Source organism: Pandoraea bronchicola (assembly GCF_902459805.1).
Taxonomy (GTDB): domain Bacteria; phylum Pseudomonadota; class Gammaproteobacteria; order Burkholderiales; family Burkholderiaceae; genus Pandoraea; species Pandoraea bronchicola.
The window spans coordinates 420983-443269 of the sequence record NZ_CABPST010000002.1 but is presented as its reverse complement, the minus strand read 5'-3'; the positions used below and the strand labels follow the sequence as shown (position 1 = coordinate 443269).

Genomic DNA, 22287 nt, shown 5'->3' with positions numbered 1-22287 from the left:
ACGCAATGTCCCGTCCGGCGCCAGCCCTTCGGCGGGTAAGGTCAATGCGCAGGATGATCGCCATTCATCCTGCATTCAGGCCCTTTCATCGCTTAACTCGCGCCAGTCACCCGGCACGGTGGGGCCGGCATGCCGGATTGAGGTGGCGTCCGACGCGCTTTGGCGTTTTCAGTTATGCTCAGGCCAAATTCGCGCCGTGCCGCGCATCGAGCGTGTCCCCCGGAGTTCCGGCTCCGGCGGTCGTGCTGCTGCCGTCGGCACCCCGTAGACCCCCGTACGCCGCCGAACTCGCACCGGTCATGGCCCTGCGCCGTGAAGGGTATCGGCGACGAAAGCCATGCCAAAGCATTGCGCCAGTCCAGAGGGATGGAAGTTGGAAAACCAGAATCGTCAACACGAACAAACCGCTCACACGGGAAAGCATGCCGCTCACGCGCTGCTTGACCGGCGCCTGGCACTCATCATGCAACCCGCTCACCGTGCACTGCTCGGTGAGGGCCTGTCCGGCATCGAAAGAGAAACGCTGCGCGTCGAAGGCAATGGTGCGCTTGCCCTGACGCCGCATCCGCGCGCGCTGGGTTCCGCATTGACCAACGAAGAAATCACGACCGATTACTCCGAGGCGCTGCTCGAGTTCATCACCCCGCCCCAGCACGACGCCGCCGAAGTCATTGCCCGTCTCGACGAAATCCACCAGTTCGCCTATCGCAAGCTCGGCACGGAGTTGCTATGGAGCGATTCGATGCCGCCGGCACTGCCACCGGAAGAGGTGATTCCCATCGCCGACTACGGCACGTCGCACATCGGCATGCTCAAGCACGTTTATCGCCGTGGCCTGGCCCTGCGCTATGGCAAACCGATGCAGTGCATTGCCGGCATTCACTACAACTTCTCGCTGGCCGAGCCGGTGTGGGAGCTGTTGCGTGAAAGCGAAGGTGCCAAGGAGTCTGCTCGCGACTATCAATCGGCCCGCTATGTCGCGCTCATCCGTAATTTCCGGCGCTATAGCTGGCTGCTGATGTACCTGTTCGGTGCCTCGCCGGTGCTGCACGCGGAATTCCTGCGCGGGCGCGAGCATGGACTCGATTCGTTCGACGAAGGCACGCTTGGCCTGCCATATGCGACCAGCCTGCGCATGAGCGATCTGGGCTATCAGAACAGTGCGCAGTCCGAAGTCTCGCCGTGCTATGACTGTCTGCCCAGCTATATCGACGCGCTCACGCAAGCCGTAAGCCAGCCGCATCCGGCCTACGAGGCGCTCGGCACCAAGCGCGATGGCGAGTGGATTCAGCTCTCGACCAACCTTCTGCAAATCGAGAACGAGTTTTACGCCACCATTCGTCCCAAGCGGGTGACGTATAGCGGCGAGCGTCCGGTGCAGGCGCTCGCGCGCCGCGGGGTCCAGTACGTTGAAGTTCGCTGCATCGATATCGATCCCTTCCAGCCGACGGGCATCGATGTCGACACGGCACGCTTCATCGACGCTTTCCTGCTGTTCTGTGCGCTCGAAGAGAGTCCGTCGTGCTCGAGCGCCGAGAACTTGGAGAATCGCGACAACTTCGCTCACGTCGTCAAGGAAGGCCGTAAGCCGGGTCTCGTGCTGCATCGTGGCGGCGAAGCGATCACGCTCTTCGACTGGGCCGAGACGTTGCTCGATCGCATCGACCGTACGGCGGCCGCCTTCGACGCGCAGCGCGGCGGGGCGCACTACGCCCATACGATGTCGCTCCAACGCGCCAAGGTGCACGACGTGTCGCTCACGCCGTCCGCTCGCGTGATGGCCTCGCTCGAGCCGCTGCGCGGCGCAAAGGGCGGCGCATTTCAGGCGTTTGCGCTCGAGCAGAGCAAGCGTCATGCGCAGACGTTGCGCGACAGGCCGCTCGATGCCGGCGTTGTCGAGCACTTCGAGACGCTGGCCCGCAAGTCGCTCGATACACAAGCCGAACTTGAGCGCACGCAAGTCGGTGATTTCGACGCGTTCGTCGCCGCGTATCGTGCCGGTACGCTCGGCACGGTCTCCGTCTGACGCGCGGTCAGCCGCCCCATAAAAAAAGCGCCTCTCGAGGCGCTTTTTTCTTGTGCGTGCGGCGGGCGGTGTGAGATTCGATGGTCACCCGGCTGTCATCCCAATACGCCCAATTGCCATATGAAGAAGACGGCGAGTCCTGCGCCGATGGTGAGCAACTGATGACGCGTGGCCGCACACACCGCAATCGCGACGAGTGCCGCCACGAGTTGGGGATTGCGCCACGTCAGTTCGAGACCGTCGCCATGGGGCGCGAGCGTCATCGGCACGATGATCGCCGTGAGCACCGTCACGGGCACGAACGACAGCGCTTCGCGCAACCATTCGGGAAAGCGCACACGGTCGCCCAGCAAGAAAATGCCTGCCTTGACGGCAAACGTCACCGTCGCCATGCCGAGAATCGCCAGCACGTAGTTCATCGCGTACTCCCTGCGGAGGTTTTCTGCGAGCGCAGGCCGGCGCGGTCATCCGGTGAGCTGGTGCCAAGGCCATCGTCTCGTCTGCGCGCGGGCGACGCGCGTCCGCCTCCACGGCGCTTCGCATGCAGCGCCAGCATGCCGGCAGCGATGCCAAGCGTCACCGCGACGAGCAAGCCGAGTTTGTATGGCAAGCCGTGACACAAATAGGCGCTTGCGCCCGCGACGACCGTCGCGATGGCCCACGGCATGCGGGCCATCTGCGGCACGATGATGGCGATGAACGTGGCGACCATCGCGAAGTCGAGACCGAGTGTCTGCAAGCGCGGGAAGGCGGCGCCGAACATGAGGCCGGCAAGCGTCCAGACCTGCCAGTTGATGTACATCGACAGCGCCGAGCCGAGGAAGTACCAGTGGCCCATGGGGTCGTCGGGGTGCCGGTGGAAATGGCTGCTGGTCACTGCGAACGTCTCGTCCGTCAGCAGGAAGCCCAGCAAGGCCCGCCAGCGAAAATTCAGATGCCGCACATGGGGCAGCAGATTCGCCGCATACAGCATGTGACGAAGATTGACGATCAACGTCGTTGCCCACAGAACGACATAGCCTACGCCGGTCGCGAAAAGACCGGCGGCAATGAACTGACTCGATCCGGCGAAAACGGTGAGCGACATGAGCTGACCGTGCCACGTCGACAGCGGCGTAGTCGCGACCAGCGCGCCGAAGATCAGACCAAACGGGGCTGCGCCGACAATCATCGGCAGGGTGTCGCGGGCACCTGCGACAAAGCTGGTCGCACGAGACGGAACCGGCATGGTTGGGGATTTCCTGAGGGCGAAAGTCGGGAGACGAATATGTCGAGGATAGCGCCTGCGCCGGGCCGCGCGCTTGTACGTTCTTGCGCTCGCCGCGGGGTGGTCGTGCAGTGCGGCGGCGGGCAGCAAAAAAGCGGCCACCCGTCGGGTAGCCGCGCGTGCGTTGTGCCGGGATTCGGCGAACGCCTGTCAGCTTGCGCCTGCAGACGTCACACCGGGGGTCACGGGTGTTTGAACATATCGAGAATGCGTGCCTTTTCGCTGCTGTCGACACCCGGCGATGGGGGCTGTCCAGCCGTGGGTGGCGGGGCGGCGGGCGACGGCGAATTGCTGCCGAAGAACGGTAGCGAGAAGCCGCCGCTGCTGTCGTCGATGCCGATGCTCGCCACAAAGCCATTGCCAGGCAACTTGTCAGTCTCGTAAAGCTCGCCGTTCACGACGCTGACCCCTTCAGGCATCGCCATCTGCTGTTGCGGCACGCCATTGAGCGCCACGCCCATGTACTTGGTCCATACGGGCAACGCCAGTTGCGCACCGAACTCACGGCTGCCCAGTGTCTTGGGCTGGTCGAAACCAAGCCATGCGACCGCAACGAGCGAATGCTGATAGCCCGCGAACCAGCCGTCGAGCGCGTCGTTGGTCGTGCCGGTCTTGCCCGCCAGATCGGTGCGTTTAAGAACGTTCGTGCCCGAGCCCGTTCCGCGTTGCGCGACCGTTTGCAGCAGGCTGTTCATGATGAATGCGTTCGGCGCGGAAATGGCGCGCGCGGCGTTCACCCCGGCGATCACCGGCGTGGCCTTGTTGAGCACATTGCCGCGTGCGTCGCGGATCTCGCTGATCAGGTACGGCGCGACACGATAGCCGCCGTTCGCGAACACGGCGTAGGCGCCGGCCAATTGCAGCGGCGTGGTCTGTCCGGCGCCAAGGGCCATCGGCAGGTACGGTGGCACTTTGTCGGCGTCGAAGCCGAAGCGCGTGGCATATTCCTGCGTGTACTGCGTGCCGGCAAATTGCAACAGCCGAATCGCCACGAGGTTCTTCGAGCGTTGCAGACCTTCGCGCACGGTCATCGGTCCGCTGAAGGCGTCGTCGTCATGCGGGTCCCATGCCTGACCGCCGGTCTGAGCGGGCGGCAGGTTGAGCGGGGCGTCCAGCACCATCGTCGCCGGGCTCACGCCTTTCTCGATAGCCGCCGAGTACACCACCGGCTTGAAGGTCGAACCCGGTTGACGCCACGCCTGTGTCGCACGGTTGAACTTGCTCTGGTTGAAGTCGAAGCCGCCGACCAGCGCACGGATGGCGCCGTCGTCCGGGGAGAGCGAGACGAGCGAGCCTTGCACTTCCGGCAACTGCGCAATGCGCCACTTGCCGCGCGCGTCCTTCATCACACGGATGATCGCGCCCGGACGGATGCGCACCTTTTCGCTGGCCTTGGCCGAGAGGGCAGACGCCGCAAAGCCGATGCCATCGCCGTTGACTGTGACGGCGTCGCCCGACAGCGGGATCGCCGTGACCTGCGACGCGCTGGCGGACACGACCACTGCCGCGATCAGATCGCCATTGTCAGGATGCTCGAGCAGCGTGTCCTCGATCAGTTGCTGACGATCGGGCATCGCCGCGGGCAACTCCACGAAACCCTCCGGACCGCGATAGGCATGACGGCGTTCGTAATCGAGCACGCCCATGCGCACGGCGTCGTACGCGGCCTGCTGTTTCTTCGAGTCGAGCGTCGTGATGACGGTCAGGCCGCGCGTGTAGGTGTCGTCCTTGTACTGGTCGTACACGGCCTGACGCACCATCTCGGCGACGTACTCCGCATGCACGTTGTACTCGTTGCCGGACGTGCGCGTGCGGATCGGCTCGTGCAGGGCGTCTTCGTATTGATTGCGCGAAATGTAGCCCAGATCGAGCATGCGCTTGAGGATGTATTCCTGCCGGATCTTCGCGCGCTTCGGGTTGACGATCGGGTTATAGGCGGAAGGCGCCTTGGGCAGTCCGGCGAGCATCGCCGCTTCGCCGAGCGTGATGTCCTTCAGATCTTTGCCGAAGTAAATGCGTGCCGCGCTGGCGAAGCCATACGCGCGTTGACCCAGATAGATCTGGTTCATGTACAGCTCGAGAATCTTGTCCTTGGACAGGGCCGACTCGATTTTGTAGGCGAGCAGCATTTCGTAGATCTTGCGCGTGGCCGTCTTCTCTCGCGAGAGGAAGAAGTTGCGCGCGACCTGCATCGTGATCGTACTGGCGCCCTGAGCTGCACCGCCGTGCAATACGTCAGACACACCGGCGCGCAGAATGCCGATGAAATCGACGCCGCCATGGTCGTAGAAGCGATAGTCCTCGATCGCGAGCACGGCCTTCTTCATGACGTCCGGAATCTGGTCGATGGTGACCAGGCTGCGACGCTCTTCACCGAATTCGCCAATCAGCACGTTATCCGACGTGTAGATGCGCAGCGGCACCTTCGGCCGGTAGTCGGTGATGACATCCAGTGGCGGCAGGTTCGGGCGCATGACGATCAGCGCGTAGCCGACGATCAGGGCACCGACGATGGCCAGCCCCGCCAAGGTGGCAAGGATGACGGCAAAAGTGCCAAAACCACGTTGTCTACCGGGAGCGGATGACAAGGCAACGTGGGCGGACGGTGCCTGGGGCGTCATGACAGGGGACTTGCGGTGCGCCGGATTAGACGGTGCACGAGGCGGCAAACAATGCTTCAAGGACATACCCAACGAAAATTGCAGGATGGGAACAGGCCGGCCGGCCTAGCGCTGCGTGGATCCCCGCCGCGCGGCGAAATCGGAGCAGTATGCCACGCCCGGCGCACCACCCTCCAAAAAAATGGGGGGTAACAGCTTGGCAAACCGCGAGAGGTTGGCGCGGCGAGGGTACCGGAATGTTTCCCGGCGTACCCGTGGCGACGAAGTCAAAAAAACGGGACATGCGCAGACAGTACCGGTCACTCGCTCAGCGACGTGCTTCCGTCGCCATGCGCAGGGCCAGCGCCCCAAGCACGCCGCCCATCAGCCAGCGCTGGATGCGCAGCCATGCCGGGCGTTGCCCAAGGAACCGGGCGATGCTGCCGGCGCACAGGGCGACGGAAGCATTCACCGCCACGCTGGCAACGATCTGCGTGGCGCCCAGCACCAATGACTGCGTCAGCACACTGCCGTGCTCAGGGTGGACGAACTGCGGCAGCAACGCGAGATACAGCATCGCGATCTTTGGATTGAGTACCGAGGTGAACAGCCCCATCAGGAACAGGCGGCGATTGCTGTCGCGCGCAAGCGCTCGCACCTCGAATGGCGATCGGCCACCCGGTTTGAGCGCCTGCCAGGCCAGCCAGAACAGATAGACGGCACCGCCGAAGCGCAGCACGTCGTAAGCGAACGGCACTGCGAAGAGCAGGGCGGTGATACCGAAGGCGGCACACATCATGTAGAACACGAAACCCAGCGCCACGCCGCCCAACGAGACGAGACCGGCGGCCGGCCCCTGACACAGCGAGCGCGACACCAGATACATCATGTTCGGTCCCGGCGTGAGGGCCATGCCGATGGCGACCAGCGCGAAGGCCAGCCAGGTCGAGGTTGCAGGCATTTGGATGGCATCTCAAAAAGGCAAGCTGCACGATATCACGCTCACGGCGTACATGCCGGTTGCGTGAAATCAGGCGCCGCAGGGGGCGAATTCAGCCCAGCCGCTTGAGAAAGACGGTCATTTCTTTCTCGGCTTGCCGGTCGCCGTGCGCCTGCGCGGCGGCAATGCCGCGCGTCCACGCGTCGCGGGCGCCGTCGACGTCGCCGGCCCCTTGCCGTGCCTTGCCCAGCAACTTCCAGGCCGCGGTGTATGCCGGGTCGAATGCCACGCAATGGCGCAAATGTTCTGCCGCCACGGCGAAGTTCTGGGCGTCCAGATAGGCCTTGCCGAGTCCGAAACGCAACAGCGCGTTGTCTTTGCCGGCAGCCAGCAGCTTCTCAAGTCCTTCGATCATGTTCCGAATATATCGTATGAATATATAAGAAATGGCATAAGATCATGCCCTCTTTCCCCAATCGCCAGCAGGGACCTGTCGTGGCTGCTCAACCTCTGCGGTTTTGTTCTGCAAGACAGGAGGCGTGTGGCATGCCCGTGCGCGGGCGACTTGATTTGCATCAACAGGACGTCGACCAATGGCTTGGCGCGTGGGCACGTAAACCCGCACGATGCTCAAGTCTGGCGTGTGACAAGCCGATGTGACAAGTATTACCGGTCCAAAAGAGGCCGGGCCGGGGCGAGGAACCCACCACATATGACGGAGACAACAGCATGTTGCGTAGCTTTTCGATCAAGGCACGTCTGGGTATCACGATGGCGCTGTTGGCCGCGCTATTGATTCTATTGGGCGCGCTGGGCATTGCCGGTATGACGCGTACCGGAGACGCCCTTCGCGAGACGTACGCTACCCACCTTGCCGCCACCGTGGCGCTAGGCAAGGACAATGCCACGCTGGCGCGGACTCGCGCCATTCTCGATCGCATCGTGCTGCATCCCGAATCGCCCGATGCGGACAAGGTCGCTGCGCGCGCGCGCAGCATGATCAAGGACGCGAATGCCGCTTGGGCGGCCTATCAGGCGTTGCCACACAGCGCTGAAGAAAAGCGGCTGGCCGATGACGTCGCGGCCCGCCGTGCAACGTTCTTCGAGCAGGGGATGGACCCGATGCTCGCTGCCATCGACGCACGTGACCGTACGGCGATGGACGATCTGACGATGAACGTGCTGCCCAAGTACTACGCCGCGCTGACCACGGCCAGCGATGCGTTGGCCGCCTATAAGTTGAAGCTCGGGCAAGACACGTACGAAGCGTCCATGGAGGAGCTGGCGGCGTTTCGCTGGTTGAGCATCGGGGCGACGGTGCTCGGCGTGCTCATGGCCATCGTCTGTTACTTCTCGCTGCGCGGCGCGATCATGCGGCCGCTCGGCGAAGCCCTGACGGCGTTCGAGAACATCGCGGCGGGCCAACTCGACAACACGGTGCAGGTGCGTGGCAAGGACGAGATGTCGATGCTCATGCGCGGACTCGACACGATGCAGTCGCGTCTTGCTGGCACGATTCGCGGTGTGCGTCGCAGTTGCGACGCCATGGCGACGGCCACAGCGGAAATCTCGGCGGGCAATACCGATCTGTCGGCACGTACCGAGCAGCAGGCCGCTTCGCTGGAAGAGACGGCGTCGTCGATGGAGCAACTGACCGCGACCGTCAAACAGAACGCCGACAACGCGCGCCAGGCGAGCCAGCTCGCCGTCAATGCCTCGGACATCGCGGCGCGTGGTGGTCAGGTCGTGGCTCGTGTGGTCGACACGATGCAGGGGATCTCGACGAGTTCGTCGCAAGTTGTGGACATCATCAGCGTGATCGACGGCATTGCATTCCAGACCAACATCCTCGCACTCAACGCGGCAGTGGAGGCCGCCCGCGCCGGTGAGCAGGGACGCGGCTTTGCCGTGGTGGCGGGTGAGGTGCGCACGCTGGCGCAGCGCAGTGCCACGGCCGCACGCGAGATCAAGACGCTCATCGAAGCGTCGGCACAGAAGGTAGCCGATGGCTCGACGCTCGTGGCGGAAGCCGGCCGCACGATGGACGACATTGTCCAGGCCGTACAACGCGTGACCGACATCATGGGTGAGATTTCCGCAGCGTCCGACGAGCAGAGCGGCGGTATTGAGCAGGTGAATCAGGCCGTCACGCAAATGGACACTGTGACCCAGCAGAACGCGGCGCTCGTGGAACAGGCCGCCGCCGCCGCCGCGTCGCTCGAAGATCAGACGAGTGCGCTGCGCGAGGAGATGGCGCGATTCCGGTTGGGTGACGAAGGTCTGACGGCCGGCGGTGCGCGACGCCCGGCCTTGCATGCCGTAGGCGCCTCGCCGCTTTCGCTGGCGGCGTGACGCGTTGGGGGGGCGGGGCACGATGAATGGGCCGGGCAAGGCCATGAGGGGGGCGCGTTCATGGCGGTGACGCGCCGAACCGGGTACCATTGCCCATCTTTTGCTCAGTTAAGGGTGTCGAAGTATGAAGCGAGTGGCGCTAATGGTGACGGTTCTGGCCGGCGTAATGGCTGGGCTGGCTGGATTGGCAGGATGTGGCCCGATCAACCAGATGAGCCGGCCCGATCCGGCGCAGGGGCGGCTGCTCGATCAGGGGACAAGTGCCGATCGTTTCATGGTGCTCAACTGCATCTACCACGGCTGGAGCCAGCTGTCGCAGAACGTCGATTCGACGTCGTATGCGCGTCAGGGCGCCGACCGCGTGCGTGTGTATCGCGGCCAGAACGCCGAGGGCAAGGCCATCTACAACCCTTACGTCGACATCATGCAAGGCGGCTTCGGTGCGCGCTTGCAGTACTTTGAGACGCCCGGCAGCAACCTGCCGCGTGACTTCGAACAGACGGTCAAGCGATGCATGGTGCCGTACGCGGGCAGCAACGACTGAGTCGCCTGATGCTTGGCGGCAAAAAAAACGCCACGGCAGACCGTGGCGTTTTTTGTTGATGACGGTGATGAAGCGAACAGCGGCGATGGTGCGACTCAGCCGTGAAAGTCCTCCCGGGCTTCAACGACTTCCTTCACTACGCCGTGACGCACGAGGAAATCGCCGAATTTCTCGCCTGCGTCGCGCGCTTGGGCATAACGCTGAAAGAGCGGCGTGAGTTCCGCGACGATCTGGTCTTCGCTCAAAGACTCCTTGTACAACTTGTTCAGCCGCTGGCCGTGGAAGCCCGCCCCAAGATACAGGTTGTACTTGCCCGCCGATTTGCCGACCAGTCCGATTTCCGCGATGTAGGGGCGCGCGCATCCGTTCGGGCAGCCCGTCGTGCGGATGGTGATCGGCTCGCCGGCGAGCCCCGCGTCGTCGAGCACTTTCTCCAGTCGCGTGACGAGGCCGGGCAGGGCGCGCTCGCTCTCCGCCAGGGCCAGGCCGCAGGTTGGGAAGCCGACGCATGCCATCGAGTTGATTCGCAACGCGCTCTGATGCTTGCCGTCGAGCAGGCCGAATGCCTTGACGAGCGCTTCGATCTGCGGCTTCTTCTCGTCGCTTACGCGGGCGACGATCAGGTTCTGATTGCCCGTGATGCGAATGTCGCCGTCATGCACCCTCGCGATCTCGCGCAGACCGGTCATCAGCCGATAGTCCTCCCAATCCTTCACCCGTCCGTTCTGGATGAAGAGCGTGAGATGCCACAAGTCGTCAGCGCCCTTGAGCCAGCCGTACTGATCGCCGTTGGTCGTGAACCGGAACGAACGGGCCGGCGCGAGTGACCAGCCAAGATAGTGGTTGAGTGTTTCCTTGAACCACGCCACACCGCGATCGTCGATCGTGTATTTCAGACGCGCGTGCTTGCGGTTCGTGCGGTCGCCGAAGTCGCGCTGCACGAGCAGCACCTTCTCCGACACCTCGACAATGCGATCTGCCGGGATATAGCCGATGACGGTTGCCGTGCGCGGGTATGTCGCGGCGTCACCGTGCGTCATGCCCATGCCGCCACCGACGCTCACATTGAAGCCTTCGAGCATGCCGTCGTCGCCGACGATGGCAATGAAGCCCAGATCGTTAGCATAGAGATCGACGTCGTTGTTCGGCGGAATGGCGATGGCAATCTTGAATTTGCGCGGCAGATAATGTTTGCCGTAAATCGGCTCGTGATCTTCCTTGCCCTCGCCCAGGCGTTTGTCGCCAAGCCAGATCTCGCGATACGCGGTGGTCTGCGGCAGCAGATGCCGATCGATCTTCAGGCACCAGTCGAGCGCCTCGGCGTGAGCCGGGGAGAGGTGCGGGTTGTTGGAGACGAGCGTGTTGCGATTGACGTCGCCGCACGCGGCGATGCTCGTCATCGCCACTTCGTCAATGCCCCTGATGAGGGGGCGCAACTGGTGCTTCAGCACGTTGTGATACTGCACCGTCTGGCGTGTCGTCAGGCGAATCGTATGGCCGCCATATTTCTGCGCCAGTTCGTCGAGCTTGAGCCATTGCGCCGGGGTGCACACGCCGCCCGGCATGCGCAGGCGGATCATGAACTGGTACGCCGGTTCGAGTTTTTGCTTCTGACGTTCGCCGCGCAGGTCACGGTCGTCTTGCATGTAGGAGCCGTGAAACTTGAGCAGTTGGGCGTCTTTCTCGAAGATGGCCCCCGTGAGCGGATCGGCCAGACCCTCGGCAATCGTGCCGCGCAGGTAATGGCTGGCGTCCTTGATCTTCTCGACCTCGGAGCGCGCCGCCGAAGGGGCGGCGCTGGCTTGCGTAGTTTGCTTCATGTGGGCTGCTGTGTCGGTGAGCGCGGGCTTGCCGTGCGTGGGGTGCCGGTCGCGCGGGGCGTGTTGAGCGTGGGCTTCGATCAATAGACGTCGCGCTGATAACGCTTCTCGCGTTGCAACGTCTTCACATACTCGGCAGCGGCGTCTTGCGCCAGTCCGCCGTGTTCCGCGACGATGTCGATGAGCGCAGTGTTCACGTCGCGTGCCATCTGATCGGCGTCGCCACAGACATACAGGTGGGCGCCTTCCTGCAACCAGGCGTACAGCGTTTTGCCCTGCTCGCGCATGCGGTGCTGCACATAGATCTTGTCTTCCGTGTCGCGCGAGAACGCGAGGTCGATCCTGGTGAGCACGCCGTCTTTCACGTAGCGCTGCCATTCGCGTTGATAGAGGAAGTCGGTGCGAAAGTTGCGGTCACCGAAGAAGAGCCAGTGCTTGCCCGGCGCGTCGAGTGCCTGACGTTCCTCGACAAACGCCCGGAAGGGGGCGATGCCGGTGCCTGGCCCAATCATGATGACCGGCGCATGGGTATCCGACGGCAGCTTGAAGTTGCGGTTGGATTCTATGTATACGGGCACCGTCTCGCCTTCGCGGGCAATGTCGGCGAGGTAGGTCGACGCCACACCGCGACGCGAACGGCCGTGGCTCTCATAGCGCACGGCGCCGACGGTGATGTGGACGGCATCCGGATTGACCGCCAGACTCGACGCAATCGAGTAAAGGCGCGGCTGAAGCGTGCGCAGGGTGCCGACAAACTCGGCGGCCTTCACTTTGCGGGCCGGGAACTGACGCACGACGTCGAGGACGTCACGTCCATAGAGATAGTCGCGCAGCGCCGCTTCGTTGCCGGCGGCAAGCAGTGCCTTGAGTTCGGTGGACTCGGTGAGCGACGCGTATTTCTCCAGGAAGGCGCGCGAGAGCGTTGTGATGTCGTAAGCCCGCAGGAACGCGTCGCGCAGGGACAGCGTGCTGTCCTGTGTGGTCGTGGTGGCCTGCGGGTCGAGGGCGAGTGTGTCGATGAGTTCGTCGACCAGCCCCGCGTCGTTCGTCACGACAACTCCCAGCGCGTCGCCCGGCTCGTAGGTGAGGCCCGAGCCCTCGAGCGAGAGTTCGACGTGATGCACTTCCTTCGACGACCCGCGGCCGGAGAGCGTGACGTTCTCGATCACGCTGGCGTCAAACGGGCGCTTGCGGCTGTATTGACTCGATGCGGCGGCCGCAGCGGTACCGCTGGCGAGGGCGGCGAGGGTAACGCTCTCGGCCGAGCCAATGCGCTTGACGGAAGACGGCGCGCCGGGTGACGCCACGCGCTTGAGCGCTTCGACGGCGTCCTCGATCCAGCGCTCGGCCGGTGCGTCATAGTCGACGTCGCTATCGACACGAGCGACGAGCCGTTGCGCGCCCAGTGCGGCCAGCCTGGCGTCGAAGTCCTTACCGGCCTGGCAGAACTTCTCATAGCTCGAATCGCCCAGACCGAGCACCGCGAAACGCGTGCCTTCTAGCTTGGGCGCCTTCGCACCGTGCAGGAAATCGTAGAAGTCGCGGGCGTCGTCCGGGGGCTCGCCTTCGCCTTGGGTCGACACGGCAACGAGCAACAACTTGTCGGTCTTCAGACGCGACGCCTTGTAGTCGCCCATGGCAAACAGGTCGACCTTGAAGCCTGCATCGAGCGCGCGCGCCTTGGCGTGCTCCGCGACTTCCTGCGCATGACCCGTTTGCGATCCATAAAGAATGGTCAGGTGCGCAGCGGCGGCGCTGGCGGATGCGGTCGCCGGCGTCGGGGCACCGGCATGCCGCACCGAGTGATTGATGCCGGCGAGAAACCCTCGCACCCAGGCGAGCTGCTCCGTGGATAGGCCGTCAACCAGTTGGCTGAGCAACTGGGCCTGCTGGGCGTTAAGCGGCGTCGTCTCTTGCATGTCGATCTTGACTCCATGGGCCGGACCAGCGCGGCAGCCCCGGCGGGTCGAACCCGTCAAGCCACCCCCAGTTGGACCGGCAAGGGGATACTCAACACCATATCGGCTGCTCCTTAGAAATTAAAATAATAAAAATTAATTTTTATATATCCAATTTCCATATGGGAATAAGGCGGGCGGGGCACGGTGGCCCTTGGGGGCGTAATGGGCGTCCGCGTGATGACGGCATGTTCGCGGTTGTTTCGAGGGCAGGTGATGAGAAATCGGGGTCGGATGTGTGCACGATCACGGAGCGGCGAACGTGCGTTCGGCAACGCGAAGCGCCTGGACTGCGACGCATGCGGCGGGCACGCCGCAAGTCCCCGTGTGACGGCTTTCCGGCTCGGTGGGCGCCAGGAAAACGTGCTATGCTCCTCGCCGTGATTGATCAGGTCCTTCCAAGCACCACTTGATTCTCGCAATCCGCTAATCGGTCAGGCCGTGTCGCGGAAGGTTTCGTAACCCGCTATTTCTCGAGACACTCGTAGAAAAGGTGAGCGCAAAATGAGTTTGATGGAACAATTCCAAGCGAACTCGTACCTCTTCGGTGGCAATGCCCCCTACGTCGAAGAGCTGTACGAATCGTATCTTGATAATCCGGCTTCGGTGCCGGACAACTGGCGCCAGTATTTCGACGCGCTGCAAAACGTTCCCGCTGTTGATGGTTCCAACGCCAACGACGTGGCTCACGCCCCGATCGTGGAGTCGTTCGCCCAGCGCGCCAAGGCTAACGCCTTCGTGTCGCGTGCGGGGGCTTCCGACCTGGCGGTGGCCCGCAAGCAGGTTCACGTGCAGTCGCTCGTCGCCGCCTATCGTTTCCTCGGTGCACGCTGGGCCAATCTGGACCCGCTCAAGCGTCAGGAACGTCCGGCGATTCCGGAACTGGAACCCGCGTTCTACGACTTGACCGAAGCCGACATGGACAGCGTGTACTCGGCCGAGAACACGTACTTCGGTTTCGAACAGGCCAGCCTGCGCGAGTTGCTCAAAGCGCTTCGCGACACGTACTGCGGCTCGATCGGCGCCGAGTACATGTACATCAGCGACCCGGTGCAAAAGCGCTGGTGGCAAGAGCGTCTGGAGAAGGTGCGTGCAACGCCCAACTTCACTGCTGAAAAGAAGAAGCACATTCTCGAACGCCTGACGGCCGCTGAAGGCCTCGAGCGTTACCTGCATACCAAGTTCGTCGGCCAGAAGCGTTTCTCGCTCGAAGGCGGCGAATCCTTCATCGTGGCGATGGACGAACTCGTCCACCACGCCGGTGCGAAGGGCGTGCAGGAAATCGTGATCGGCATGGCCCACCGCGGCCGTCTGAACGTGCTGGTCAACACCCTCGGCAAAATGCCGTCGGACTTGTTCGCCGAATTCGAAGGCAAGCACGTCGACGACCTGCCGGCCGGTGACGTGAAGTACCACAAGGGCTTCTCGAGCGATGTCTCGACGAGCGGTGGTCCGGTTCACCTGTCGCTGGCGTTCAACCCGTCGCACCTTGAAATCGTGAACCCGGTGGTCGAAGGCTCGGCCAAGGCCCGTATGGATCGCCGCGGCGAAGCCGACGCAGCCAGCGTGCTGCCGGTGCAAGTTCACGGTGACGCCGCATTCGCGGGTCAGGGCGTCGTGATGGAAACGCTGAACCTCGCGCAAACGCGTGGTTACGGCACGCACGGCACGGTGCATATCGTCATCAACAACCAGATCGGCTTCACCACGTCGGATCCGCGTGACGCCCGTTCGACGACGTACTGCTCGGACGTGGTCAAGATGATCGAAGCGCCGGTGCTGCACGTGAACGGCGACGATCCGGAAGCGGTCGTGCTGGCCATGCAACTGGCCCTGGAATTCCGTCAGGAATTCAAGAAGGACGCCGTCGTGGATATCGTTTGCTACCGCAAGCTGGGCCACAACGAGCAAGACACCCCGGCGGTCACGCAGCCGCTGATGTACAAGAAGATTGCCCAACACCCGGGCACGCGCGCGCTGTATGTCGAGAAGCTGGTCACGCAAGGCGTGATCACTGCCGAAGAAGGCAATGGCTTCGTCGCTGCCTACCGCAAGGCCATGGACGACGGCCACCACACCATCGACCCGGTGCTCTCGAACTACAAGAGCAAGTACGCGGTTGACTGGGTGCCGTTCCTGAACAAGAAGTGGACCGATGCGGGCGACACGGCCGTGCCGCTGAACGAACTCAAGCGTCTGGCCGAGCGCATCACCACGATCCCGGCGAACTTCAAGGTTCACCCGCTCGTCGAGAAGGTCATCAACGACCGCCGCAAGATGGGCGAGGGCGAGCAGCCGCTCGACTGGGGTATGGGTGAGCATCTGGCGTTCGCATCGCTGGTCTCGTCGGGCTTCGCTGTGCGCCTGACCGGTCAGGATTCGGGCCGTGGCACGTTCACGCACCGCCACTCGGTGCTGCACGACCAGAACCGTGAGCGTTGGAACGACGGCACGTACGTGCCGCTGCAACACGTGGCCGACGGTCAAGCCAACTTCACGGTGATCGATTCGGTGCTGTCCGAAGAAGCCGTGCTGGGCTTCGAATACGGTTACTCGACCGCCGAGCCGAACACGATGGTGTTGTGGGAAGGCCAGTTCGGCGACTTCGCCAACGGTGCTCAGGTCGTGATCGACCAGTTCATCTCGAGCGGTGAAGTGAAGTGGGGCCGCGTGTCGGGCCTGACGATGTTGCTGCCGCATGGCTACGAAGGCCAGGGTCCGGAACACTCGTCGGCACGTATCGAACGCTATCTGCAACTGTGCGCCGACACGAACATGCAAGTGGTCCAGCCGACCACGCCGGCTCAGATCTTCCACCTGCTGCGTCGTCAGATGATCCGCCAGCTGCGCAAGCCGCTGATCGTGTTCACGCCGAAGTCGCTGCTGCGCCACAAGGAAGCTGTGAGCGATCTGTCGGAACTCGCCAAGGGCGGCTTCCAGACGATCATCGGCGAAACCGATGCCTCGATCGACGCCAAGAAGGTCAAGCGCGTCGTCGCCTGCTCGGGCCGCCTGTACTACGACCTGATCGCTCGCCGTCGCGAAGAGAAGTTGACCGACGTCGCGATCGTCCGTGTGGAACAGCTCTATCCGTTCCCGCACAAGGCGTTCGAGAACGAGCTGAAGAAGTACGAAAACCTCGCCGAAGTGGTGTGGGCCCAGGACGAGCCGCAAAACCAGGGTCCGTGGTTCTACATCGAACACCACCTGATCGAAAGCATGAGCGCCGGTCAGAAGCTGGCTTACGCGGGTCGCGCGGCCTCGGCCTCGCCTGCCGTGGGCTACTACGCCAAGCACTACGAACAGCTCAAGCAGTTGCTCGATACGGCTTTCGGTCGCCTCAAGGGCGCGACCGTGGTGCAGTAACCGGTTAGGTCTTACAGCGGTCGTCCTCCCCCAAGGACGGCCGCTGCCGTATTTCCGAATTGAACGTTTATCGAATCCAGGATCCAGAAATGGCCATTGTTGAAGTCAAAGTCCCCCAGTTTTCCGAGTCGGTTTCCGAAGGCACGCTGCTCGACTGGAAGAAGAAAGTCGGCGAAGCCATCGCCCAAGATGAAACCGTGATCGAAGTCGAGACCGATAAGGTCGTGCTCGAAGTGCCGGCCCCCGCCGCTGGCGTGATCGTCGAAGTGACTGCCGGTGCCGGCGACACGGTGACGTCGGAACAGATCATTGCCAAGATCGACACCGAAGCCAAGGCAGGCGCTGCTGCTCCGGTTGCTGCCAAGCCGGCGGAAGCCGCTGCGCCGGCCGCTGCTGCTGCCCCGGCCGCTGCCCCCGCAGCCGGTGGTGCGTCGGGTGGCATCGCCAGCCCGGCCGCTGCCAAGGTGCTGGCCGAGAAGAACCTGTCGGCGACGGACGTCGCTGGCTCGGGCCGTGACGGTCGCGTGACCAAGGGCGACGCCCTGGCGGCTGGCGCCAAGCCCGCCGCTGCTGCATCGTCGATTCCCGCACCGGCACAACGTGCCGCGCTGCCGTCGGTCGCCGCTTCGGTGGGCCGCGACACGTCGCTGGAAGGTCGTCCGGAACAGCGCGTGCCGATGTCGCGTCTGCGCGCCCGTATCGCCGAGCGCCTGCTGCAATCGCAACAGACCAACGCCATTCTGACCACGTTCAACGAGGTCAACATGAAGCCGGTGATGGATCTGCGCAACAAGTACAAGGACAAGTTCGAGAAGGAACATGGCGTGAAGCTGGGCTTCATGTCGTTCTTCGTGAAGGCCGCTGTCCATGCGCTCAAGAAGTACCCGGCCGTGAACGCCTCGATCGACGGTAACGACATCGTCTACCACGGCTACTTCGACATCGGTATCGCTGTCGGCTCGCCGCGTGGTCTGGTGGTGCCGATTCTGCGTAACGCCGACCAGATGAGCCTGGCCGACATCGAGAAGAAGATCGCCGAGTACGGCAAGAAGGCGGCCGACGGCAAGCTGTCGATCGAAGAAATGACCGGCGGCACGTTCTCGATCTCGAACGGTGGTGTGTTCGGCTCGATGTTGTCGACCCCGATCATCAACCCGCCGCAATCGGCCATTCTGGGCGTTCACGCCACGAAGGACCGCGCTGTGGTGGAGAACGGCGAGATCGTCATCCGCCCGATGAACTACCTGGCCATGAGCTACGACCACCGTATCATCGACGGCCGCGAAGCCGTGCTGAGCCTCGTCGCCATGAAGGAAGCGCTGGAAGATCCGGCTCGCCTGCTGCTCGACCTGTAAGCGTTAGCGCGCACTGCGCGGTGTTGCCGGGCCATGCGCGATATGCGCGACGTGCCCGGCGCACCGCGCCTCCCCCTGCCGTCAACCTTCACTGAGTCTCAAAATGGCAAATAAAGAATTTGATGTCGTCGTTATCGGCGCCGGCCCCGGTGGTTATATCGCCGCCATCCGCGCCGCACAACTCGGTTTCTCCGTCGCTTGCGTCGAAAAGTGGACCAACCCGGCCGGCAAGATGGTGCTCGGCGGTACCTGCCTGAACGTCGGTTGCATTCCGTCGAAGGCGCTGCTGGCCTCGTCGGAAGAGTTCGAAAAGGTCGGCCATCACCTGGCCGAGCACGGTATCACCACGTCGGATGTCAAGATCGACATCGAGAAGATGCTCACGCGCAAGCAAGGCATCGTCGACAAGATGACGGGCGGTATCGAGTATCTGTTCAAGAAGAACAAGATCACGTGGCTCAAGGGCCACGGCAAGATCGTCGCCAAGAACGATGGCGGCTATCAGATCGATGTGTCGGGCGCCGAGGCCGAGTCGGTCACTGCCAAGAACATCATCATCGCCACGGGTTCGAAGGCGCGTCACCTGCCGGGCATGCCGGTCGACAACAAGCTCATCTCGGATAACGAAGGTGCGCTCTCGTTCGACACCGTGCCGAAGAAGCTCGGCGTGATCGGCGCTGGCGTGATCGGTCTGGAACTGGGTTCGGTGTGGCGCCGTCTGGGTGCCGAAGTCACCGTGCTCGAAGCCATGCCGGACTTCCTGGCCGCCGCCGATGCGGGCGTTGCCAAGGAAGCCGCCAAGCAGTTCAAGAAGCAGGGTCTGGACATCAACGTCGGCGTGAAGGTCAGCGACGTCAAGACCGGCAAGGACAACGTCACTGTCAACTACACGGACAAGGACGGCAACGCCAAGACGCTGGAAGTGGACCGTCTGATCGTGTCGGTCGGCCGCGTGCCGAACACGGACGCGCTGGGCCTGGAAAACATCGGTCTGGCGACCGACGAGCGCGGCTTCATTCCGGTGGATGACCACTGCCGTACCAAGCTGCCGAACGTGTTCGCGATCGGTGACGTGGTGCGTGGCCCGATGCTCGCGCACAAGGCCGAAGACGAAGGCGTGCTGGTTGCCGAAGTCATCGCCGGTCAGAAGCCGCACATCGACTACAACTGCATTCCGTGGGTGATCTACACGTCGCCGGAAATTGCCTGGGTCGGCAAGACCGAGCAGCAGTTGAAGGCCGAAGGCCGTGAGTTCAAGCCGGGCCAGTTCCCGTTCGCGGCCAATGGCCGTGCGCTGGGCATGGGCTCGTCGGACGGTTTCGTGAAGGTGCTGGCTGATGCCAAGACCGACGAAATTCTCGGCGTTCACGTGATCGGCCTGAACGCGTCTGACCTGATCGCCGAAGCCGTTGTGGCGATGGAGTTCAAGGCGGCGTCGGAAGACATCGGCCGTATCTGCCATCCGCACCCGTCGCTGTCGGAAGTGATGCGTGAAGCCGCCCTCGATGTCGAGAAGCGCGCGCTGAACAAGTAAGTCGCTTTACGCTGACGTGTATGAACAAAGGCGAGGCAACTCGCCTTTGTTTTTTCCTGATTCCCTCTGCCCCCCGGCCCGTCGCCGCACCGCATGAACGTTCGCGAATACTACCAACAAGAATTGGCCGCGCGCGGCTACCAGCCCGATGAGGCGCAGGAGCGCGCTGTCGAGCGTTTGCAACAGTGTTACGACGAATGGGCGGCTTATAAGGCCAAGCGCTCGAACACCGTCAAGAAGTGGCTCGTGCGCCCCGACCTGCCAAAGGGCGTCTACCTCTGGGGTGGGGTGGGGCGCGGCAAGAGCTTTTTGATGGACAGCTTCTACTCGGTGGTGCCGCTGCAGCGCAAAACACGTCTGCACTTCCACGAGTTCATGCGCGAGGTGCACCATCAGTTGCAGGCGCTCAAGGGGCTGCCCGATCCGCTGGACGAACTGGCCAAGCGCATTGCCAAGCGATATCGCCTGATCTGTTTCGATGAGTTTCACGTCTCGGATGTGGCCGACGCCATGATCCTGCACCGCCTGCTCGCCGAGCTGTTCAAGAACGGCGTGCAGTTCGTGATGACGTCGAACTACCGTCCCGACACGCTCTACCCGGACGGTTTGCATCGTGACCGCGTGCTGCCCGCAATCCGCCTGCTCGAAGAGAAGCTCGACGTGCTCAATGTCGACGCGGGTGTCGACTACCGCCGCCGCACGTTGGCGCAGGTGCAGGTGTACCACTATCCTCTCGGGAACGAGGCAAACCGCGCACTGCGTGCGGCGTTTGCCGAGATCGCCGGGGTGCCCGACGAGAGCCCGCTGCTGCACATTGAGCAGCGTGAACTGAAAGCCCTGCGCCGCGCTGGCGGTGTGGTGTGGTTCGACTTCCATACGCTGTGTGGAGGCCCGCGTTCGCAGAACGACTATCTCGAACTGGCCAATCGCTTCCACACCGTCGTGTTGTCGGACGTGCCGAAGATGACGCCGCGCATGGCCTCCGAAGCCCGTCGCTTCACGTGGCTTGTCGACGTGTTCTACGACCACAAGGTCAAGCTGCTGATGTCGGCAGAAGTGACGCCCGAAGCGCTATACACCGAAGGTACGCTGGCCAACGAATTTACGCGCACGGTGTCGCGTCTCGTGGAGATGCAGTCGCTGGAGTATCTCGAAACGCCGCGTCGGGTGGTCGATACGTCGCTCACCTGAGCGCGCGACGCGAGACGCCCGGCGCCGTTATTGATGTGCGTGATGTGCGTGATGTGCGTGATGTCCGTGATGTGCGTGGCCACTCAGCGGCCATTGCGATCACGCTGACGTTGCCGCGGATCGGAAGCGGGCGGCGGCGGTTGCCGTTGCTCGCGGAGATGGTTGTAGATATCACCGCGCAAGTCGCCCTGCGGCCGTATTGGCTGCTGCTGTGGCCGTGACGGTCCGGGCCGCGCGCCCCCCCGGCTATCGCGATTGTCGCGGTTATCACGGTTATCACGGTTATCGCCGCGCCCGGCCGGACGGTCGTCGGCTTGCGTGAACCAGCCTTGGAAAAAGCGGCTGTCCGACGAACGGGCCGTTGCGCCAGCCGTGGCGCCGGCCAGCAAAGCGAAGCACACCATCCGGACAAGTCGGGTGTGACGCACGATGCCACCTCCTTGTCGGTTGAACTGCCGCGTGCCGCACACCTATCTCGCCCGCCGGATTGGCGCATGCCGGCAGGTGTCACGGTCTTGCGGCTACACTTTCAGAGTAAGAGCGCGCAAGACGTCGTGCTGTAATGATTTGTAAAGCAATGTAAGCCAGCGGGTGGGGGGGCAGCGGGTCGCCTACCATGCGTTGTTTGATCGACGGAGTTTTGTAATGCGTAAGCTGTCAATTGCCGGCATTTCCATTGGAGCGCTGGTCGTTGTGCTGGGGTTGCTCTTCGGCACGCCGTATTACACGTTGTGGCGCGCGCGCGACGCCGCCAATGCCCGCGACGCGACGGCGCTGTCGTCGTATGTGGACTATCCGGCCGTTCGAGAGAGTCTGAAAACGAGTTTGCATGACGAACTCGCACGCCAGATGGACAAGCAGCGCGGCAACGCCTTCGGTGCGCTGGCACTCGCGTTCGGCGGTTGGGTGTCGGATCGTGTGGTCGAAGCCTTGCTGACGCCGGAAGCCGTAGCGGCCATGCTGCGCGGTGACAGCACCGGGCTGCCGCCTGCGCCTGGCGCACCGGCGCCGCGCGATGCGGCACCGCAGCCACCTCAATCACCGCAAGCCGAGAGCAGCGCACCGCAATCGGCCCCGGCGGTGCCGGCAGCCCCCCTGAGTGGCAGCGAGTCGTCAACATCGGGTAGCGAACCGCCGCGCACCATGACGCGGACCGAGTTTCAGGACTTCAGTCACTTCCTCGTGCATGTCTCGCGCAGTGACCGTCCGGAACGTGTCGTGACGTTCACGCTCACGCGCCGCAATCTCATTCAGTGGCGGCTGACCGCGATTGCCTTGCCGCCGTTGTAATCGTCAATGTCATTCTGGTATCGAATCCGTAGGTCATCTTGAAA

General features: G+C 63.1%; 15 protein-coding genes. 8 read left to right on the top strand and 7 right to left on the bottom strand.

The features are described from left to right. The first annotated feature begins 337 nt into the window (after window positions 1-337). Window positions 338-2026 carry a glutamate--cysteine ligase gene (gene gshA / locus PBR20603_RS06095; RefSeq protein WP_281355987.1) on the top strand — a complete coding sequence of 563 codons (1689 nt, stop codon included), beginning with the start codon at window positions 338-340 and terminating at the stop codon, window positions 2024-2026. A gap of 95 nt (window positions 2027-2121) precedes the next feature. Here the strand turns inward: gshA and PBR20603_RS06090 are convergent, their stop codons facing one another. The 5 genes from PBR20603_RS06090 to PBR20603_RS06070 form a co-directional block, all read right to left on the bottom strand. Then, a complete protein-coding gene (locus PBR20603_RS06090) occupies window positions 2122-2445 on the bottom strand; it encodes an AzlD domain-containing protein (RefSeq protein ID WP_150558645.1) in 324 nt (107 codons plus the stop codon). Beyond that, on the bottom strand, window positions 2442-3254 hold the full coding sequence (locus tag PBR20603_RS06085; protein ID WP_246174418.1) for an AzlC family ABC transporter permease: 813 nt from the start codon (window positions 3252-3254) through the stop codon (window positions 2442-2444). Before PBR20603_RS06085 ends, PBR20603_RS06090 begins: the two co-directional genes overlap by 4 nt. Window positions 3255-3475: 221 nt before the next feature. After that, on the bottom strand, window positions 3476-5914 hold the full coding sequence (locus PBR20603_RS06080) for a penicillin-binding protein 1A (RefSeq protein ID WP_425495792.1): 2439 nt from the start codon (window positions 5912-5914) through the stop codon (window positions 3476-3478). 307 nt (window positions 5915-6221) lie between these two features. After that, window positions 6222-6854, bottom strand: a complete 633-nt coding sequence (locus tag PBR20603_RS06075; RefSeq protein WP_150558644.1) for a LysE family translocator — start codon at window positions 6852-6854, stop codon at window positions 6222-6224. A gap of 91 nt (window positions 6855-6945) precedes the next feature. After that, window positions 6946-7248 (bottom strand): hypothetical protein, encoded by a 303-nt coding sequence (locus PBR20603_RS06070; protein ID WP_150558643.1) that lies wholly within the window; start codon window positions 7246-7248, stop codon window positions 6946-6948. Window positions 7249-7562: 314 nt separating this feature from the next. Between PBR20603_RS06070 and PBR20603_RS24440 the strand changes: the two genes are divergently transcribed. Both PBR20603_RS24440 and PBR20603_RS06060 read left to right on the top strand, forming a co-directional pair. Beyond that, complete coding sequence (locus PBR20603_RS24440; protein ID WP_150558642.1) at window positions 7563-9185, top strand: methyl-accepting chemotaxis protein; 1623 nt, start codon at window positions 7563-7565, stop codon at window positions 9183-9185. Window positions 9186-9309: 124 nt separating this feature from the next. Then, on the top strand, window positions 9310-9729 hold the full coding sequence (locus PBR20603_RS06060) for a hypothetical protein (protein ID WP_150558641.1): 420 nt from the start codon (window positions 9310-9312) through the stop codon (window positions 9727-9729). A gap of 95 nt (window positions 9730-9824) precedes the next feature. On the opposite strand, the gene PBR20603_RS06055 is transcribed toward PBR20603_RS06060, so the two are convergent. Together PBR20603_RS06055 and PBR20603_RS06050 are read right to left on the bottom strand one after the other, a co-directional pair. Next, window positions 9825-11549, bottom strand: coding sequence for an NADPH-dependent assimilatory sulfite reductase hemoprotein subunit (locus PBR20603_RS06055; RefSeq protein ID WP_150558640.1), 1725 nt, complete (start codon window positions 11547-11549; stop codon window positions 9825-9827). Window positions 11550-11629: 80 nt separating this feature from the next. Further along, on the bottom strand, window positions 11630-13468 hold the full coding sequence (locus PBR20603_RS06050; protein ID WP_150558639.1) for an assimilatory sulfite reductase (NADPH) flavoprotein subunit: 1839 nt from the start codon (window positions 13466-13468) through the stop codon (window positions 11630-11632). 543 nt (window positions 13469-14011) lie between these two features. Between PBR20603_RS06050 and PBR20603_RS06045 the strand changes: the two genes are divergently transcribed. From PBR20603_RS06045 to PBR20603_RS06025, 5 genes are all read left to right on the top strand, one after another. Beyond that, complete coding sequence (locus tag PBR20603_RS06045) at window positions 14012-16873, top strand: 2-oxoglutarate dehydrogenase E1 component (RefSeq protein WP_150558638.1); 2862 nt, start codon at window positions 14012-14014, stop codon at window positions 16871-16873. An 89-nt stretch (window positions 16874-16962) separates the two neighbouring features. Continuing rightward, window positions 16963-18228, top strand: a complete 1266-nt coding sequence (gene odhB / locus PBR20603_RS06040) for a 2-oxoglutarate dehydrogenase complex dihydrolipoyllysine-residue succinyltransferase (RefSeq protein WP_150558637.1) — start codon at window positions 16963-16965, stop codon at window positions 18226-18228. A gap of 103 nt (window positions 18229-18331) precedes the next feature. Then, window positions 18332-19762: a dihydrolipoyl dehydrogenase gene (lpdA, locus tag PBR20603_RS06035; RefSeq protein ID WP_150558636.1), complete on the top strand. Its 1431-nt coding sequence runs from the start codon at window positions 18332-18334 to the stop codon at window positions 19760-19762. A gap of 93 nt (window positions 19763-19855) precedes the next feature. After that, entirely contained in the window at window positions 19856-20953 is a 1098-nt protein-coding gene (gene zapE, locus PBR20603_RS06030; RefSeq protein WP_150558635.1) for a cell division protein ZapE, read from the top strand. A 645-nt stretch (window positions 20954-21598) separates the two neighbouring features. Then, on the top strand, window positions 21599-22243 hold the full coding sequence (locus PBR20603_RS06025) for a DUF2939 domain-containing protein (RefSeq protein WP_150558634.1): 645 nt from the start codon (window positions 21599-21601) through the stop codon (window positions 22241-22243). Window positions 22244-22287 lie beyond the last annotated feature (44 nt).